Here is an 18,200-nt window from a genome sequence, read left to right on the forward strand (position 1 = left end):
TCAGGACACGCGGCTGTTATATTCTCTGCCGCCAGATATGCTTTGATGTTCCGGATCTTTACTGACTTTACTTTCTTGCCTTCCTGTTTATACTCAATGGTGACGAGTCCTGCCGGTACTTCCAGCTTCAATATACCGGGTGTCTTCGGAACGATCAGTCCTTCTTCAATGGCGATGGTTACGGTGCCGATGGTACCGTGTCCACACATCGGCAGGCATCCACTGGTTTCAATGAAGAGCACACCCATGTCGTTGGCAGAATCAGTCGGAGGATATAGTATACTTCCGCTCATCATGTCGTGGCCGCGTGGTTCGAACATCAGTCCTTTTCGTATCCAGTCGTACTCACGCAAAAAATGCTGCCGCTTCTCACTCATGTTTCTGCCTTGCAGAACAGGGCCGCCACCGGCTACCAACCGCACCGGGTTGCCACACGTGTGGGCATCGATGCAAAAAAAAGTTTTCCTCAAGCTTGTTGCAGATTAAAAGTTTGAATGGCGGCACGTGTCCAGGTGTTGTTCACGCATCGCCAGATATTGAGTTCATTTTTATTCTGAAGTTCTGGCGGTAGCAATGCTTCCGGAAAATCCTGGAAGCACACAGGCCGCACAAAGCGATAGATGGCATCGGTACCGACAGATGTAAATTTACTGTCGGTGCTGGAAGGGTAGGGGCCCCCATGCTGCATGGCTTTGGTTACCTCAACACCAGTAGGCACACCGTTGCAGATCAGCCGGCCGCAGCGGGTCTGAAGCAGGCCTATCACCTCGCGATATACCGGCAGCTCTTGTGGCAATCCGAAAACGGTGGCTGTGAGCTGTCCTTTCAGCGATTGCACTACGCGCTTCAGTTCTTCTTCATCTTCGCATTTTACAATCAACGAGTAAGGACCAAATACTTCTTCTTTCAGAATAGGATTCGCTATAAAATCGCGTGCATCAACCAGGGCCAGTGCCGGAGCACCTTGCCGCTCGGTAGTGTCGGTTTTCTCCTGGATGAGCGTATGTACACCTTTCTGATGAAGCGCTTCTGATTTTTTGTGCTTATAGGCGGCTGCTATACCCGTGTGCAGCATATTTCCCGGCGATGCCTGCGCCATCTCAGCGGCAAGCTTGTGCAGGAATGATGTAAAGCCATCGGTATCCAGCGCTATGAGCAAACCGGGGTTGGTGCAAAACTGCCCTACTCCCAAAAGTATAGACGATGCCAGTGTAGCGGGCAATGTATCGCTTTCGCGCACAATGCCGGGCAGCAATACAACGGGATTTATACTTCCCATCTCCGCATATACCGGGATTGGCTCTTCGCGTTTGCCGGCAAGATCAAAAAGTGCTTTACCTCCCTGGAAGGATCCGGTAAAAGCTACAGCTTTTGTTAGCCGATGCTGTACCAGTCGCTGCCCTGCTTCTATACTGGTATCGCTTACTTCCTGAAATATATCACCGGGAAGCCCGCACTGCCGGATGGCTTCGCGTATCGCGGATGAGACGAGTGCAGAGGTGCGCGGGTGTGCCGGGTGACTCTTCACCACAACGGTACAGCCAGACGCCAGTGCAGAAGCCGTATCGCCACCGGCAGTAGAAAATGCCAGTGGAAAATTACTGGCACCAAACACCACCACCGGGCCAATCGGGAAAAGCATCTTGCGCAGATCGGGTCTGGGCAACGGCTTTCGTTCCGTATCGCCCGTATCGATTGTGGCTTGTACCCAATCGCCTGCCTGCAGCAACTGCGCGAAGGCTTTTAACTGATTCGTGGTGCGACCGCGTTCATTTTTCAGACGCGCTTCCGGAAGGCATGTTTCTTCTGCTGCAATGCGGATGAGGTCGTCCGTCAGGTTATCGATCTCCGCAGCAATAGCATGCAGGAAAGCAGCACGCTTTTGTGCCGATATATACCGGTATACCTGAAAGGCTTTGTCTGCGCGTTGCAATACATCGTCTTCTGATAGTCCACTCATGCTATAACTTTTTCCAGCGTATGATAATCCGGTAACACAGGACGGTTCTTTATTCCATGCCGGATGATATTCAAAATGGCTTCGCGCTCAGCGCCCACCAGCGTAAGGCGGGGAGGGCGAACGGTTTCAGTACCGAGTCCGGCTTCTGCTTCTGCCAGTTTTATATACTGCACCAGTTTACTGTGTGTGTCAAGCTCCAGCAGCGGCATAAACCAGCGGTTGATCGCAATGGCTTCATCAATGCGGCCTGCTTTTACTAATTTATAGATGGCTACTGTCTCGGCAGGAAACGCACAGACCAATCCGGCTACCCAGCCTTTGGCGCCCATCACGAGACTTTCCATAGCAAGTGTATCTACACCGCTCATAATACTGAAGCGATCGCCGAAGCGATTGATCATACGGGTAACATTTACCACATCGCGTGTTGATTCTTTTACAGCATCTATATTCTTGCAGGCAGTCAGCTCTTCAAACATATCCGGCGTTACGTCTACTTTATAGTCTACCGGGTTGTTGTAGATCATGATCTGCAGATCGGTTGCTTCGGCCACCGTTTTAAAATACGTTACCGTTTCACGGTGATCGGATTTATAGCGCATAGGCGGAAGCATCATCAGTCCGCTGATACCTGCTTTCGCGGCAGACGCTGCAATCCTGACGGCTTCGAGTGTTGAGCCTTCGGCGATGTTAAGCACCACCGGCACTTTTCCTTCCACTCTTTCCAAAGTATATTTCAGCAATGCATTCTTCTCGTCATTGTTCAGCACACTCGATTCTCCGAGTGTTCCGCCAATAATAATTCCGTCTACACCGGCAGCAAGCTGCTGATCGATGTTCTTTCCGAATGCATCAAAATCCAATGCATAGTCTTTGGTAAACTTGGTTGTTACAGCCGGAAAAACACCTTCCCATCTGATCTTCATAATTATTCTGGTTTGGTTTATATATATGCAAGTGTTTATGTGTGTATGTGTCTGTAGTTTAAGGTTTAAGGTTTAAGGTTAAAAACCTGGAGTGCACCATAACGTAGGCACTTACACACGTACACACATAAACACGTTCAAAGTTACAGCCGGGCTCTCAATGCATAGGACTCCGATTATCCCTGTCTGATACTATATTAACATCCGAACAGCTGTTTATTTTCTGTAACAGACACGTAATTCTACAACTCACTGCCAGCAGCCTGTAGCTTGCGGCCAGAAGCCGGTGTGGGGAACGGGAAGGCACTGCGGCTTTATAAAAAAGCAGGCTTTCAGCAAGAAGGCATGCTGCGGAAATATACTTATCTGAAAAAGGAGAATGTATTCCCTGAGGAAGTATTAATGGCGTATATATACCCGTAGTTTCCCAATGAGAAACCGGATTTTTTGAATTGTGTAAGGAGGCAGTATAATTAGTCTACGCCAACGGAAACAAGCTTATCGTTGAGCGCTTTTCTGACAGCTTCTGACTTTGAATTTACTTTGAGTTTGCGATAGATATTCCGGATATGTGTTTTTGAGGTTTCTATGGCGATATTGAGCTCGGCAGCAATTTCAGAATATGTTTTTCCGCGTGTGATAAGTTTGAGTACGTCTGTTTCGCGATCAGACAGCGGTGTATAGGGATTGAGGTGGAAAAATTCCAATACAATTTTGGCGATGGATGGACTGAGCACGGCTCCGCCATTGATAATTTGTTCTATTGAACGGATAAAATCGGTTAGCGGTACGTTTTTTAAAATATATCCGCTGACGCCCTGGCTCAATGCATCGTTGATGATGGAAGCTTCTTCTACATTGGTAAAAATAACAACATCGGCAGGATATTTATTCTTCAGGAACCGCAATCCGTTTATGCCATCCATATCGGATACGGTAATATCCACAATCACCAGATCGGGGCCATCGCGGTTAATAAGCTTAATGGCTTCTGAATACGATTTATAGGAATTTACCAGAAAGTAGTTACTCGTGCGTTCTATTGCAAAACAAAGCCCCTCACGTAATCTGTCGTCTTCCTCGATCAATACAATGCGCTTTCTAAGTTTTCCGATCATAATCCTTATTTTTTACTAAGATACAATATAGTATATACAATGCTAGACCTGTAGTAGACAAAATACCTAAAAATATGTACTACCATTTCTTTCAGCGTGATCAGAGAAAATCTGACATGGTATTTATAGGTGCTGCAAACAGGAAAAACGTTTGTTTTAAATTGCACGGTAAATCGCACGAAAGTGCGGTATGTTTTTTCTACGGTTCACTACACCCGTTTTACAGTTCAGTACAATACACTTTATAAGGCTGAATCCAATCGCCATTCTTGTACCGTTGTAGCACTTACAAACCAATATATCCGTACATGAAATCATCTTCAACCTTTGTTTCGCTGTTTTTTACAGCCTTGATCCTGGTACTCGTAAAGCCAGCCCTCGCACAGGAGCAGTCCGCTTCCAGTGAGTCTGCTACGTCTTACACCGTTAATTCCGGTAAAAACCGCTACCGCTATACTTCCAATACCAACGGCACGGAGTTCAGCATTGAAATGCGCGGTAAGATCGAAGTATCGGATGACGATCGCGATATAAAAAATATGTCAGACGATGGTTACCTCGAAGTAAGCAAGACAGTTTTTGGCAGCAAGCGCACGATTGTGATCGAATCGCTGGGAGGCGGTAAAATGAAAAAAGAATATTATGAAGGCCGCACGCTGTCGTCCTGGGAGAGCAGTGGCAAGGCATGGCTGTCGGAAATTCTTCCGGAGATCGTGCGCTCCACCGGTATATCTGCCGAGAGCCGTGTGAACCGGTTTTACAAACAGGGCGGTACCAGTGCTGTGCTCGCTGAGATCGGCAAAATTGAGAACGACCATGTGCGTGTGCAGTATGCTAATTTACTTTTACAAAAGCCTGTACAACCCTCTGAGTATACGTCTATCATTAAAGTGATTGCCGGCAAGGTAGATTCCGATCATTACAAAGCGGAATTTCTCAGAACCAACGCCAGCAGATTTTTGCAAAATAAAGAGTCTGCCACAGCCATGCTGGCGGCCACACAAGGCATAGGATCGGATCATTACAAAACCGAAGTGATCAAGAAAGCGCTGGAAGGAGAATCAACCACACCGGAAAACATTGCCCTGGTGCTGCAAACAGCAGGCAAGATGGAGTCAGACCATTATATTACCGAAGTGCTTACATCGCTGCTCAACAAATCAAATTTCAGCGATGCTACGCTGGCAGAGCTCATCCATACTACCAAGACTATTGAGTCTGATCACTACAAAACAATAATTCTTACCAAGGCGCTGGATAAGCCCAATATTTCGAAAGCAGCGTATCAGCGTTTGATCGAAACGGTTTCAGATATAGAGTCTGATCATTACCTCTCGCAGGTGATCAATCACATGCTGGGGAAAAAACTTACGCCCGAAATTCTGTCGGGTACATTTACCATCATTGGCTCGATCGAATCAGATCACTACCGCGCTGACGTACTCTCGACACTGCTGCGCAAGCAGGGGTTAACGGAAGCGCAATACACCAGTGTGCTCAACTTATGTGCTGCGATGGGAAGTGATCACTACAAAGAACAGGTGTTGCACAAGGCGTTGACAAACTCACTAACCGATGCGCAGACAATTATTGTGCTGCAAACTGTTAAGTCGATTGAGTCAGATCATTATGCTACCGAAGTTCTGCTGGCCGCAGCGCCCAAAGTAAAAAATGGCAGCACAACCTTGAAAGATGCTTACCGCGATGCTGCACGTTCCATAGGCTCTGAAACCTATTATGGAAAAGCACTTCGTGCCATTGACTAAGTAACACGTATGCCGGACTTCAGCTACAGCCCTTTGCATGATGAGTAAATCTTTTTTTATAGGTACATTCGGCAGTCATGACACAACCGATATTTCGTATGCACATGCATGATAGAGCACGCAAAGTATTGCCGGTTGCGTTGCTCTCGGCGCTTGCCTCCCTTCTCTTCTATGTATACCTGCATGTTAGTGAAACTGAAAAATTTCCGGATGTTGGTACAGATGGAGGAGGGATAATCTACAGCCTGGTGCTGGGATGTATAACAGGATTAGCCCTGCGTTATGTTAACCGGAAGCTTGATGGGTGGATACCGTGGAGTCAGCAGTTTGCTGCGCGATTGCTGGCCGGTTATACCAGCAATGTAGCACTCGTGATATTGATCTTGTTTGGTTGCAGCCGCGCGCTGATCTCGGCAGCAGGGCCGGCCGTTATCTGGCTGGGCTTCTCGGTACGCGATGAAGACCTGGTGCTGAAGGTAATTATACTGGTGCTGACATCGATGTTTGTATATAATGTTGTGTATGCGCTGCTGTTCTCGTATCAGCATTATGCTACCGCGCAGCTCGACAGCATGCGCAGAGACAGGCGACAACTGGAATTGCAGTTTGAAGCGTTGAAGAGCCAGATCAGTCCCCATTACCTGTTCAACAGCCTCAATACGATTTCATCACTCATGTTCAAAGACCTGCCCTCTGCGGAGCAATTTATTCGCCGGCTGGCGCAGACGTATCAGTTTATTCTGAACACACAGCATAAACGCTATGTATCGTTGCAGGAAGAAATCGATTTTGTGCAATCGTATTATTATTTGCTGCGCATTCGCTTTCAGCAGCAATTGCACGTGGAGATCAATCTTCCTTCAGGAATTATGAACAGCATGATACCACCGCTTACTTTACAGATGCTGGTGGAGAATGCGGTAAAACACAACCCGATGCGGCACGACAAGAAACTCTTTATATATATAACAGCACAGGATAATACATACCTGCGTGTGATGAATACCAAGACGGGTGTAATGGATCATGTTACTTCTTTTCATGTAGGATTGGAGAACATTCAGAAGCGCTACCAGTTGTTCACCGACCGGAAGATCGAAATCCGCGATGACGAAAAATTCAGTGTATGGCTTCCCATACTTTCGCAGGAGAAACATTATTCGCACGGTTTAACATTAGCCTGATTTACAGATGAAACGATATTTTATCAATCATCCTGTTTTCCGCATGGTAGCACCGGTAGTATACGGTGTGCTGATTTACCTGCTCGTATTGCTGATCAACAATGCCGTGGCACAGGTGGAGGCAATTTTCAACAGCCAGGAGGTATATATCTTTATTGCGCTTACGGCTTTAACATTTGAAAGCTGCCGGCTGATCATTTTAATGATGCGGAAATACGAGCAGGAACATCCCGTGCGCTTTATACTGCCATTGCAGATTGTTACCTCTGCCTGTATATCGGTGGGGCTTGTTATGCTATGCCTTACACTATATTTTGCATACGTGGTGGGTTTCAGCATGAGCAATACACAAACGACTCTCTTCGTTGCTATATTTACTGTAACAGCGTTGTTATATAATGTGCTTTACCTCAGTCATTATTACCTGCAGAAAGAGAATACGCTGAAGCTGCAATCTGAAATGCAGCAGCGGGAAATACTGGAAATGGAGATGACGGAATTTCAGCAGGATATAAATCCCGATCTTTTATACGAAAGCCTGGAGAACCTGATCGGTATTATGTATCGCGATATAGATAAAGCCGAAGACTATATTGATTCACTTGCCAGTGCCTACCGCTATGTGCTGACTAACCGCCACCAGGAGATTGTGCCGCTTGCAGCCGAAACAGAAGCTGCAAAAAATCTCATCAGGATACTCAACGAGAAATATTTCGGTCAATTGAAATTTGAGTATACATTGGAGGGCGCTTCCGATGACGCGCGACTTATTCCCGGGTCGCTGCCGATTGTGCTGGAAAGCATCATCCGCAACAGCATCATAACACGCTTTGAGCCTTTTATCATAAACTGTTATCTTGAAGACGATTACCTGGTGGTGCAAAGTAAATTGAATGACAGGTTGATCGCATATACCGGGAGCAAAGTAGCTTTTGCGCGGTTGCAAAAATCGTATTCCCTCTATAGCGATCGGCCCCTTATACAAGTGAAAGCCTACCAGGACAGCTATATTAAGATTCCTGTGCTGAAGGTTGAAGAAGCGATCGTCACAAACGTGTAACATGAAGGTTGTAATTATCGAAGACGAAGTGCCAGCGGCAGAAAAGCTGGAGCGGTATCTGCACAAATACGATGCATCGATCGAAATTGTGGCACAATTTGATTCTGTAAAGAGCACGGTGCCGTGGCTACTGGAAAACCAGGATGCGATCGATCTCATCTTTATGGATATCCAGTTAACCGATGGATTGAGCTTTCAGATATTTCAGCACGTGCAGGTGCGCAAGCCGGTGATCTTTACTACTGCCTATAATGAATTTGCACTCGATGCCTTCAAGGTAAACAGTATTGATTACCTGCTCAAGCCTATAACATTCACTGACCTCTCGGCAAGTCTTCACAAGCTCAATGTATTGCGCGAACAGTTCAGCATCAGTGCCGATCAGTCGCAGCGGATACAACAAGTGTTTGCCAACCCGAAGACTACTACCTATAAAAATCGTTTTATGGTAAAGGTAGGAGAGCACATTCGCTCCGTAACGGCCGATCAGATCGCGGTGTTCTATGCGGATGGAAGAGAAGTATACCTGGTAACTAACCAGCAAAAGAAATTTATAATCGATTATACATTGGAGTCGCTGGAAGAAGTACTTGATCCACCTGTATTCTTCCGGCTTAACCGCACCTTTATCGTGAACATCAATGCAATTAAAGATGTGCTGGTATATTCCAACAGTCGCCTCAAGATTACACTGCTGCAGGATTTTGACAAAGAGATCATCGTAAGCCGCGAAAAAGTTCAGGACTTTAAGACGTGGTTTGATGGAGCAGCGGGATGAACTTTGTGATACAAGGCTGCTGGCTGCAAGCTGCTGGCTACTGGGTGGTAAACCAGGCACCACGGTAATTGCTTTCGGACTTCCCGACTTTCCGTCTTATATACTACTTTGTATAATTGCGTTCTACTATATTCTGTGTTATTCTGTGATTTCTGTGGGAAACAATTTCACTTCACTTGCAATTTTCTAAACTCCGTGGGGGTAATTTCGCAAAGCTCCCTGAACTTCCTGTTAAAATTGGAGAGGTTATTGAACCCGACTTCGAAGCATATCTGCGATATACTAAGATCGTTTTGCAGCAGCAGCTTGCGTGCCTGCCCGATGCGTATTTCGGTGAGGAAGTCGATATACGATTTACGTGTGCGTTTCTTGAAATACCGGCAGAATGAATTAGTCGTCATGTTGGCAACATCGGCTACTTCATCCAGTTGTATTTTGCGATGATATTCACTCATCGTAAAACGGTATACATCGGCCAGTTTCTTTCCATCGATCTCGTCAAGCTCACTATATATACCAGACGAAGCCAGCGGATCGATATTTTCTGTTTGCGAGAGTATATTCAGTATTTTCAACAGCACAATTAACCGATCCATTTCGCTGGTGCGGAATAGCAACTTCATGAGCTGCGCAATGTGCTTGCGTACGGGGTCTTTAACAGAGAGACCACGCTCAGATAGTTTGGTAAATTCCTGCAGTCGTTTAAGCTCCGGTAGGGAAAGAAATTTTTCTCCGAAAGCCTGCCATTCAAAGAATACAGTACAGGAATGAGCAATGGATGATTCATCATCGGTATAATATCGGGCATCGTTCCGGAACACGTGTGGCAGGTTGGGGCCGATCAGAAATATATCGCCAGGTTTGAATGTGCCGATGTAATCGCCGGCAATCACCTTTCCTTCACTCTCCAGGATGAGTGTAAGTTGTATTTCCGGGTGCTGATGCAAGTGATCATAAAAATGACGCTCATGGTCTTCCTGCAGCCGGAAAGACTCCTGTGATGTCATTGGAATTTTGAAGGGCAGAATTTTCATGGAAGACGCTAAAATTCAATCCGTACAAAATATTCACATTTATTCATTAAATGTCAATTGACGAGATAAGATAATATCAATCCTGGTTAAAATTCAGGCAAAAAACAGGTTTTAAGTATGGCAAACCAAGCGAATCCTTCAACGTTTGGACTGATCCATGCCGGGTGTTCAACCAGGTATGTTTGAACCGAAAGCCGATGAGATAAAATACTATTATCTCTGGTCAATATTTGCAGCATACAAGCGACATTTTGTATCGTACTTGGTTATATCAATACTCTAGGTAAAAAAGGTTATTGACTTGGTTTGGCGGATGCACGTAGCAGTTGTTTCACGCGACTGCTGCGACATCCATCCAGTAGTTTCGGGGTTGTGGAAGCACGTTGAAAAAAGTATATTCGTTCATGACCATGACCTCAACCCAAAACTCCGGTGGAGTGCTGCGCACCATTGTCATGATGGGACTGATTGTCGGCACGCTTGATATCACTTCAGCATTTATCAGCTTTGCCATTCAAACCGGGAAGAATCCGGTGACTGTGTTACGGTTCATTGCTGCAGCGGCATTTGGCAAAGAAGGATTGCCGGATACTGCGATGATTGTGTGGGGCCTGGTGTTTCACTATATCATAGCTTTCAGCTGGACGATTTTGTTCTTCACTATATATCCGCGGTTACTGTTCATGCAGAAGAACAGGATTGTAACCGGTATACTATATGGTGTGGTGATCTGGCTGGTGATGAACTTTATTGTATTGCCACTTACTAAACTTCCTCCGTTGCCGTTTCGTCCGTTGCAGGCGTTTATAGGAGTGAGTATATTAATTATCGCGATAGGTCTGCCACTGGCGTTTATGACGCATCGTTTTTACTTCGGTAGAAAATGATGGTTGCAGATTGAGTAGGTCGGAAAGTCGGGAAGACGGAAAGTCCGAAAGTAATTTCCGTGGTAGTGTCGGGTAAGTCTTTACTCGTTGAATCCGACAACAAACTTTGCGTTAAATTTTTTATCAGACCGATCGGTTTCCACTCAACACCAATTCGCTCCTTTCTCTTTTAATTTCATCCTTCCTTCACCAGCTCACAAGCGTTTATCATCAGCGTAACGACCTATACTTCCGCCTGAGCGGCACTTTGTTCCCGACAGAACGTTAGGAAATGTCTATTTGAATTTTATAATTTTACAATCATGCAAAAAAGTGAGACCCTGGAGGATTTTTACAGACGGAACCCTAACATGTATCCGGCTCAGTCGAATGTCCCTTTCCAGGCGGTTGGTAACTTCAATGTATACTCACGCGGCCCATGCCATAAATACGCACCTTATAACCGGAGAGATTACTATAAGATATCCTTGATCATCGGCCAGGGCAATCTGCATTATGCCGACAAGATGATCGAGATCGACCGGAATGCTTTGGTGTTCTTTAATCCACAAGTGCCGTATGCATGGGAAGCAACATCCGAGAAACAGGGCGGATATTTCTGTCTCTTTACGCCTGACTTTATTCATACGCAGGGCAACCCGGGTATTCTGGAATCGCCGTTGTTTCAGATTGGTGGCAACCCGGTATTTTTCATTGATAAGAAGCAGGAGAGTCACATCAGCATGATCTTTCAAAAGATGCTCGCTGAGAGGGATTCAGACTATATATATAAGTATGATCTGCTGCGAAACTATGTGAACCTCATCATTCATGAGGCGCTGAAGTTGCGTCCTGCCGATACGTATGTACACTCCAATGCCGCATCGCGCATCGTTTCGCTTTTTGTGGAATTACTGGAACGACAGTTCCCGGTAGATTCGATGGAGCATACACTCAAGCTGCGTACAGCAAACGATTACGCCTCACGATTGTCTGTTCATCCCAATCATCTTAATCGTGCTGTACGCGAAGTAACCGGTAAAACCACAACAGAACATATTACCAATCGCGTAGTGAAAGAAGCAAAAGCGTTGCTGATGCATACCGATTGGAGCGTTGCCGAAATTGCCTATTGCCTCGGCTTTGAATACCCTGCTTACTTTAACAATTTCTTCAAGAAGCAGACAAACCTGACACCGCGATCACTTCGGAAGTGATGATTTGAATTTCATAATTTTTAGTTTGAAATCCATAACCCTTCCCGTGGGCCACGCCAGTACTTTTGCCGTATATATTCATGGTCGGTAAAAAGACCTGTCACCTAAATCTCCTATAGTACCCGTTAATTTACCGGTGCTGTAAAAATATATCGCGACATTGTTATGCCACTATATTTTCGGCGCGGCAAGTTGTGATCCCGGCAAGTAAATTTTGCAGGCATAACGTGCAGATTTCTTTTAACAGTGCAACGAGATGTGATTGTGATTTGTAATGACGCACTGATCCTGAACCCTCACGAAGATTTGCTTGTAAAACGGCTGATGCACCGGTTGTACGGTTTTATCCATAACAACTATATTTTTTTGATTTATATATAACAGATGCAAACTGAAATGCAAGCAGCGAGTGCTGCACCACCCTCTTTACGTTCAGGTTCGCGCAAGTTCTGGATTGTCATGGTGAGTTGTTTTATACTGACAGACATCCATGCGCAACAACAACCTGAAACGCTATCGCTTGAACAGGCTCTTGATATTGGCGTGAATAATTTCCAGCGTATACAGGCCAAACGAAAGTATGTTCAGGCATCCAGCGCACTTACACAAAATGCGCGCAATGAATATTTACCCAACGTTATCGCATCGGTACAACAAAACTATGGAACAGTGAACGGCCAGTTCGGTCCGCTTGGAGCTGTGGGTGTACTGGGTGTTTCATCCGCTGGCCCTGTTTACCAGAATCAAAGTTGGAATGCGGCCTTCGGTGCGCTGTACCTGGTAAATGTGAATTGGGAAGCCTATACATTCGGCCGCGTAAAGTCGCGCATCGAATTGGCGAAGGCACAAGTGGATCGCGACTCTGCCGATCTGAAGCAGGAAGAATTTATACATCGCATCAGGATATCCGGATCATACCTCAGCTTGCTGATGGCACAGCAACTTGTGCGCAGTGCGGAATCAAATCTGAAGCGTGCAGAGACTGTACAAAAGACTGTAAGAGCACGCGCGTTATCCGGTTTAAATCCCGGTGTGGACTCCGCATTGGCCAATGCGGAAGTATCGCGAGCCCGGCTGGCGCTGTTGGACCTTCGTAACAATGAGCAGCAGGTGAGAAGTCAGCTGGCACAATTACTCGCGCTGAATGGTATGGAAGCTACACTTGACACAGCGTTCTTTGTACGTATGCCAACAGTGTTCACCACGGATGCCGATATACTGCAGAATCCGCAGGTACTGTTTTATAAGGCACGTGTCAGCCAGGCAGAAAGCGCTACAAAGGCAGTGCGCAAAAGCATTATGCCGGGCATTACCCTCTTTGGTATATACCAGGCCCGTGCTTCCGGGTTCAACTATAATTATACTCCTGAATTTTCCGATCGCTACTCAAAAAGTTATTCCGATGGTATAAATCCTTCGCGCTATAACTACGTAGCCGGTGTGAGTATATTCTGGAACCTGATGAGTCCTTTAAAGGTGCGCCAGCAAACACGATCGCAGATGTTTATCAGCGAAGGGTATAGAAATGAATATGACCAGGTAACGGTGCAGTTACAGAATGAACTGAAGCTGGCCGATCAACGCATCGAGAACAGTTTGCAAAGTGCACGTGAGGTGCCGCAGCAATACCAGGCAGCATCTGATGCCTATATTCAGAAAAGTGTACTCTATAAAAATGGTCTTACAACACTGGTCGATCTGCAACAGGCTATTTATGCACTGAACCGTGCGGAAGTGGATAGAAGCGTTGTCTATCTCAATGTATGGCAGTCTCTTTTGCTGAAAGCGGCTGCTTCGGGTGATTTTAATTTATTCAGTAACCAGGCTCAAGCGAAATGAACTTAATACGATTAGCTCTACGTAAACCAATCTCTGTTCTGGTATTGGTAGCGGGTATGATCTTCTTTGGTGTAAGTGCCGTGCGCACCATCAAGGTAGATATTTTTCCCGCCATGAATTTACCGGTAATATACCTGTCGCATCCATACGGAGGTTTTACACCTTCGCAGATGGAAGCGTATTTCGGCAAGCAGTATATCAACGTAATGTTGTTTGTGAACGGTGTGAAAAGCATCGAGACAAAAAATATACAGGGGCTTACGCTGATGAAGATCACGTTCTACCCCGGCACCAACATGGCCCAGGCCGCTGCCGAGCTTAGTGCATTCTCCAACCGTATACAGGCTATATTTCCACCGGGCTCACAACCACCGTTCATTATACGATTCGATGCTTCCACTTTGCCGGTTGGGCAGCTGGTGTTAAGCAGCCCCATACGTTCCAATAATGAACTGGCCGATCTTGCCAACGTATATGTACGTGCTTCCTTTACATCGATACCAGGCCTGGTGGCACCTCCGCCTTTTGGTGGTAACATACGCACCATTGTAATAAAAGCCGATCCCGACCTGTTGCGTTCCCACAACCTTACGCCCGATCAGTTGGTCGAAGCCCTTCGACTCAATAACCAGTCGGCTCCTTCGGGTAACGTTCGTATAGGCGACTATAATTACCTGACACCTTCCAACACCACGATCAAAACCATTAAGGATTTTGAGAAGATACCGCTGTTTAAAGGTGATGTACAAAACCTGTATTTAGGTGATGTAGCCACGGTGGAAGATGCTGCCGATGTAACCGTAGGGTATGCGCAGGTAAATGGAAAGCGCTCGGTATATCTGAACATTGCCAAATCTGCTGATGCTTCTACGTGGGAAGTGGTGCAGAACCTGAAAAAGAATTTACCCAAATTCCAGGCGCTGCTTCCGGAAGATGTAACGCTTTCGTATGAATTTGATCAATCTACCTATGTGATCAACGCAGTAAAAAGTTTGATCAGTGAAGGTATCATCGGTGCCGTGCTTACAGGCTTAATGGTATTGTTATTCCTGGGAGATATTCGTGGTGCATTGATCGTGATATTGACAATACCTACTTCGATTATATCCGGAGTGTTGTTTCTGCAGCTCTTCGGACAAACCATCAATATTATGACGTTGAGCGGGCTTTCGCTTGCCATCGGTATTCTTGTAGATGAATCTACCGTAACGATTGAAAATATACACCAGCACATGGCGATGGGTAAACCGAAAGCCCTGGCGATATGGGATGCGTGCCGTGAGATAGCATTTCCAAAATTACTCATCCTCTTCTGTATACTGGCGGTGTTTGCTCCGGCTTTCTCAATGAAAGGTATACCAGGATCATTATTCCTGCCGCTGGCGTTGGCCATCGGCTTCTCGATGATCACATCATACCTGATGTCGCAGACTTTTGTTCCGGTATTGGCGAACTGGTTATTGAAAGAACATAAGCGCGAAGGAGGCGAACTGCATTTCTCCAACGATCCTACCCGCCAGAAGATGGAGCTGCTGCAACATCACGAAGGTAAAGTAACACGCTTTGAAAAATTCCGCGATCGCTTTATCCGCTTTCTCGAAAGACTATATCCGCTGCGTAAACCTGTCGTAGTACTCTATGCAGTGGTCGTCATGGGAGCCGTTGTATTGTTACTCTCCAACATCGGACGCGATGTGCTGCCGAAGGTGAACTCCGGGCAGTTCCAGGTGCGCCTGCGTGCGCCTGACGGAACACGCATCGAGCGAACGGAAGAGAAAGTAATTGAAGTAATGGATATACTCAAGAAGATGGTAGGCGAAGATAAGATTGCGATCAGCTCGGCTTATATCGGGCAACACCCGTCTTTGTTTTCCATCAGCCCTATATATCTGTTTATGCCGGGTCCGCAGGATGCTGTGCTGCAGGTGAGTCTTCGCGATTTTGAAGGCAACATGGATGAGCTGAAAGAGAAGTTTCGGGAAGAGATGAAGCATACGTTACCGGATGTACGTGTGTCGTTTGAACCTATCGAGCTTACGGATAAAATTCTGAGCCAGGGATCGCCCACGCCAATCGAGGTGCGCATAGCAGGTCGTAACAAAGCACAGAATGAAATTTATGCAAAGAAGGTAATAGAGAAACTGAAGGCAATTCCATACCTCCGCGATGTGCAGATTGCACAGTCGATCAACTATCCTGCGCTCAATATAGAAGTAGATCGCATACGCGCGGCGCAGTTAGGAGTGGATATGAGTGATGTTACGCGTTCGCTTGTGGCTTCAACATCGTCATCGCGCTTAACGGAAAAGAATGTGTGGCTGGATGAAAAAGCAGGTTTGAGCTATAGTGTGCAGGTGCAAGTGCCGGAGAACAAAATGAAAACAGTAAATGACATCAGTCAGGTGCCCGTGCTGCGCAATGCAACACGACCTGTACTGGCAGATATAGCTTCGATCCAGCCAGATACTATATATGGCCAGAACGATAACCTGGGGGCTATTCCTATTCTTTCTGTAACGGCAAACCTGAATAATAAAGATCTGGGTACAGCATCTGATGAAGTGAATAAAGCATTGACTTCGCTTGGCGAGCTGCCCCGTGGTTTGACAATAGAAACGATCGGCCTCAGTAAAGTATTGACCGAAACATTAGACAGTCTGCAATCCGGATTGTTTGTAGCCATCGTAGTGATCTTCCTGATGCTCGCAGCAAACTTCCAGTCATTCAAAGTATCACTGGTCGTGCTTACCACCGTGCCGGCGGTAATATTGGGCGCGCTTATTTTATTGATGATAACCGGATCGACATTGAACTTACAGTCCTATATGGGTATCATTATGTCAGTCGGGGTATCAATCGCCAATGCTGTATTGTTAATTACGAATGCAGAACAGCTGCGTTTGCTGAATGCTGACTCGTGGGAGTCTGCAAAAGAAGCTGCGGCACTTCGACTTCGCCCGATCGTAATGACCAGCATTGCGATGGTTGCCGGTATGATACCCATGGCGCTGGGCCACGGTGAAGGTGGCGACCAGGTTGCTCCGCTGGCGCGTGCTGTAATTGGCGGACTACTTGCCTCTACCGTAGCAGCGCTGCTAATTTTGCCTTTGGTATTCGCCTGGGTGCAACAAAAAACAACAACGCAATCCGTATCACTCGATCCGGAAGATAAAGAAAGTAAACACTATATACCGTCAGCGTATGAAACGAAATAACCATCACTTCAGATTTTTGTACTCAGCATTTACCGCGGCAGCGTTGCTTGGCTTACTCAGCCGTTGCAGCACTTCGGAAGGTAATGCTTCCAATAAGGCCGCAAAGACACCCGCTGGCGTAGAAACATTTTCATTGGAGAAAGGCATGCTTTCTTCCGAGATACAATTACCAGGCGAGCTGATCTCTTATCAACAGGTAGACCTTTATGCGCATGAAACAAGCTTCGTGAAAAAGATATATGTGGATGTTGGTTCTGAAGTAAAAGAAGGACAGTTGCTGATATCCATGGAAGCTCCCGAGATTACATCGCGACTGGCAGGAGCAGAGTCACGATGGAAATCACAGGAATCGATCTATAAAGCGAGTAAGGCAAACTATGATCGTTTGCTGGAGACGAGTAAGACACCCGGCACGATTTCTCCCAACGATCTGGATCTTGCACATGCACGCATGAGTTCTGATTATGATCAGCTGCAGGCGGCAAAAGCAAGCTATCGCGAAATAACAAACAGTCTTGATTACCTGCAAATACGTGCGCCCTTCAATGGTGTGATTACATCGCGTAATGTGAACCCGGGAGCGTATGTAGGCCCGACCGGGAGAGGATCGGAACGCCCGCTGTTTACCTTGCAGGAGCAAAAGCATCTTCGTTTGGTAGTATCTGTGCCGGAAGTATATACCAGTTACCTGCAACCGAACGATACTGTGAGTTTTCGCGTAAAGGCACTGCCGCGCGATAACTTCTCTGCCAGGGTAAAACGCCAGGCCCACGCACTGGATACACGCCTGCGCGCAGAACGCGTAGAGATGGATGTGCAGAACGATGACAAGAAACTACTGCCCGGTATGGTAGCTGATGTAACAATACCGCTTCCATCGCGCGACAGTACATTTGTAGTTCCGAAGACAGCCGTGGTTAATACAGCTGAAGGTATATTTGTAATTCGTGTAACCAATGGAAAAGCAGAACACGTAGCGGTTCAGCCCGGTCGTTCTTCCGATGGAAAAACTGAAATATTCGGAGGCCTAAAAGAAGGCGATAAAATTGTGATGATCGGAAGCGAAGAGATCCGAAACGGTTCTCCGATAGTAGCCAGGAAATAATATACTATATATTCGATCACGTGATAGGAGCGAGGCCCGGGCTGTTATGGTTCGGGCCTTTTGCTTTTAGCTGCGGATGTTGAGAAAGCTGCTGGCTTCTGGCTGCTGGTTACTGGCCGGTTGCCTTTTTAC

The 18,200-nt window shown here is 46.4% G+C and carries 14 protein-coding genes; 9 read left to right on the forward strand and 5 right to left on the reverse strand.

Translation table 11 applies throughout. The annotated features are described in order from the left end of the window. From V7Q33_RS16470 to V7Q33_RS16485, 4 genes are all read right to left on the reverse strand, one after another. Positions 1–470 (reverse strand): proline racemase family protein (locus tag V7Q33_RS16470; RefSeq protein ID WP_333820521.1); only part of this gene is annotated, 470 nt, incomplete at its 3' end. Continuing rightward, positions 467–1,960 (reverse strand): aldehyde dehydrogenase (NADP(+)), encoded by a 1,494-nt coding sequence (locus V7Q33_RS16475; protein WP_333820523.1) that lies wholly within the window; start codon positions 1,958–1,960, stop codon positions 467–469. The genes V7Q33_RS16470 and V7Q33_RS16475, both read right to left, overlap by 4 nt. Then, positions 1,957–2,880, reverse strand: coding sequence for a dihydrodipicolinate synthase family protein (locus V7Q33_RS16480; protein ID WP_331979586.1), 924 nt, complete (start codon positions 2,878–2,880; stop codon positions 1,957–1,959). Before V7Q33_RS16480 ends, V7Q33_RS16475 begins: the two co-directional genes overlap by 4 nt. A gap of 479 nt (positions 2,881–3,359) precedes the next feature. Next, the gene (locus tag V7Q33_RS16485; RefSeq protein ID WP_331979521.1) at positions 3,360–4,004 is read right to left on the reverse strand and encodes a response regulator transcription factor; all 645 of its coding nucleotides are present in this window, start codon (positions 4,002–4,004) and stop codon (positions 3,360–3,362) included. 308 nt (positions 4,005–4,312) lie between these two features. Between V7Q33_RS16485 and V7Q33_RS16490 the strand changes: the two genes are divergently transcribed. The 4 genes from V7Q33_RS16490 to V7Q33_RS16505 all read left to right on the forward strand — a co-directional run bounded on the left by V7Q33_RS16490 (position 4,313) and on the right by V7Q33_RS16505 (position 8,792). Continuing rightward, positions 4,313–5,770 (forward strand): hypothetical protein, encoded by a 1,458-nt coding sequence (locus tag V7Q33_RS16490; protein ID WP_333820524.1) that lies wholly within the window; start codon positions 4,313–4,315, stop codon positions 5,768–5,770. Between the two features lie 98 nt (positions 5,771–5,868). Continuing rightward, the gene (locus V7Q33_RS16495) at positions 5,869–6,954 is read left to right on the forward strand and encodes a sensor histidine kinase (protein WP_331979525.1); all 1,086 of its coding nucleotides are present in this window, start codon (positions 5,869–5,871) and stop codon (positions 6,952–6,954) included. Between the two features lie 7 nt (positions 6,955–6,961). Then, positions 6,962–8,014, forward strand: a complete 1,053-nt coding sequence (locus V7Q33_RS16500; protein WP_333820525.1) for a histidine kinase — start codon at positions 6,962–6,964, stop codon at positions 8,012–8,014. 1 nt (position 8,015) lies between these two features. Next, entirely contained in the window at positions 8,016–8,792 is a 777-nt protein-coding gene (locus tag V7Q33_RS16505; RefSeq protein WP_333820526.1) for a LytR/AlgR family response regulator transcription factor, read from the forward strand. 167 nt (positions 8,793–8,959) lie between these two features. Here the strand turns inward: V7Q33_RS16505 and V7Q33_RS16510 are convergent, their stop codons facing one another. Beyond that, positions 8,960–9,826: an AraC family transcriptional regulator gene (locus V7Q33_RS16510; protein ID WP_333820527.1), complete on the reverse strand. Its 867-nt coding sequence runs from the start codon at positions 9,824–9,826 to the stop codon at positions 8,960–8,962. Between the two features lie 404 nt (positions 9,827–10,230). On the opposite strand from V7Q33_RS16510, the gene V7Q33_RS16515 reads away from it, so the two are divergent. From V7Q33_RS16515 to V7Q33_RS16535, 5 genes are all read left to right on the forward strand, one after another. Beyond that, complete coding sequence (locus tag V7Q33_RS16515; protein WP_333820528.1) at positions 10,231–10,713, forward strand: DUF1440 domain-containing protein; 483 nt, start codon at positions 10,231–10,233, stop codon at positions 10,711–10,713. Positions 10,714–11,015: 302 nt separating this feature from the next. Next, positions 11,016–11,909 carry a helix-turn-helix domain-containing protein gene (locus tag V7Q33_RS16520; protein ID WP_331979535.1) on the forward strand — a complete coding sequence of 298 codons (894 nt, stop codon included), beginning with the start codon at positions 11,016–11,018 and terminating at the stop codon, positions 11,907–11,909. 396 nt (positions 11,910–12,305) lie between these two features. Beyond that, positions 12,306–13,748: a TolC family protein gene (locus V7Q33_RS16525; RefSeq protein WP_333820529.1), complete on the forward strand. Its 1,443-nt coding sequence runs from the start codon at positions 12,306–12,308 to the stop codon at positions 13,746–13,748. After that, positions 13,745–16,963 carry an efflux RND transporter permease subunit gene (locus V7Q33_RS16530; protein ID WP_333820530.1) on the forward strand — a complete coding sequence of 1,073 codons (3,219 nt, stop codon included), beginning with the start codon at positions 13,745–13,747 and terminating at the stop codon, positions 16,961–16,963. The genes V7Q33_RS16525 and V7Q33_RS16530 overlap by 4 nt, the downstream gene beginning before the upstream one ends. Beyond that, entirely contained in the window at positions 16,950–18,068 is a 1,119-nt protein-coding gene (locus tag V7Q33_RS16535) for an efflux RND transporter periplasmic adaptor subunit (protein ID WP_331979541.1), read from the forward strand. Before V7Q33_RS16530 ends, V7Q33_RS16535 begins: the two co-directional genes overlap by 14 nt. Positions 18,069–18,200 lie beyond the last annotated feature (132 nt).

Origin of the sequence: Ohtaekwangia sp. (genome assembly GCF_036786105.1) — a bacterium.
Classification (GTDB): Bacteria; Bacteroidota; Bacteroidia; order Cytophagales; family Cyclobacteriaceae; genus Ohtaekwangia.